We start from the raw sequence: 1,132 nt of genomic DNA, 5'->3' as shown, positions 1-1,132 counted from the left end.
GCTTCCACGGCTGGTCGAAGGCTTCGATCAGGTTGTAATGCCAGCCATTCTGCTCGGCCATGGCGACGAACCCGCGAATGAAGCGCGCTTCGTTGCGCCTCCGGGCCCCTTCCGCCGCTCGCGGTCCGCTCAGGCGCCGTCGCCTCCGCCGCCTCGGCCGGTGTAGAAAGCCACCGTCAAGTCCTTGACCAGCGCTTTACGTTCGTAGTCGTCGAGGTCGACGATGCCGCGCGTGGTCAGCCGGTTGACGGTGTCGTCCACCGCGTCGACCACCGAGGTCAGCACGCTGTCACGGTGCTTGGCGTCGATGGCGGCGATCCGCCGCCGCTGCATCGCCGCCGCCACCTCGGGGGCGTACTCGATCCCGGTCGGCTGCGCCGAGTACACCTCCACGCCGACCGGTTCGCAGTCCGCCTTCAGCATCCGGGTCAGGGCGTCGCCGACCGCCTCCGCGTCGCGGAGGGTGGGGGCGTCCTCGTGGAACGCGTCGGCCGGCAGCTGCGAGAGGACCCGGGCCATGGCGGCCTCGACCTGCGCGCTCAGATACGCCTCGTGGTCCTCGATCCCGAGGGCGGCGCGCACGGTGTCCTGGATCCGCCAGACCACCAGGACGACGACGCGCAGCGCGGTGCCGGTGGCGTCGACCGCGGGGAGGGGTTCGCTGCGCCAGTGCCGCAGGCGTACGTCGACGCGGCGGCGCAGCAGCAGGGGCGAGACCCAGACCAGGCCGGTGCGGCGGACGCTCCCCCGGTAGTCGCCGAAGAGGGTGAGCACCCAGGCGTACCCGACGCGGCCGCGGCCCAGGCCGCCGAGCGCGAGGACGACCACGGTGCCCAGGAGGGCGAGGCCGGTCCAGGCCGCGGCGCCGATGCCCTCGTACGGGCGGGGGGCCAGACCCACGGCGCTCTGCGCGGCGGCGGGCAGGGCGCCGCGCCACCACAGGAGAGCCAGTACGCCGAGGAGTCCGGCGGCTCCGGCGAGCAGGGCGGCGTACCCGGAGAGGGCGGGCCCGGGGCGCTCGACGAGGCGGGGGTCGGTCCTTGCACAGCCTGCGCAGGGTTTGCAGGATGTGCGCCTGGGTGCCGACGTCGAGGGCGGTGGTGGGTTCGTCGAGCACGATCAGGCGCGGGCG

The 1,132-nt window shown here is 73.8% G+C and carries 1 pseudogene; it reads right to left on the bottom strand.

Going from position 1 to position 1,132, the window contains the following annotated elements:
• Positions 1-129 precede the first annotated feature (129 nt).
• Positions 130-1,035, bottom strand: a pseudogene (locus AB0917_RS34170) (SPFH domain-containing protein); the annotation flags it as partial.
• Positions 1,036-1,132: the final 97 nt, after the last annotated feature.

Source organism: Streptomyces sp. NPDC007346 (assembly GCF_040703535.1).
GTDB lineage: Bacteria > Actinomycetota > Actinomycetes > Streptomycetales > Streptomycetaceae > Streptomyces.
The sequence above is the reverse complement of the archived record's forward strand: the minus strand, read 5'-3'. Positions and strand labels throughout refer to the sequence as shown.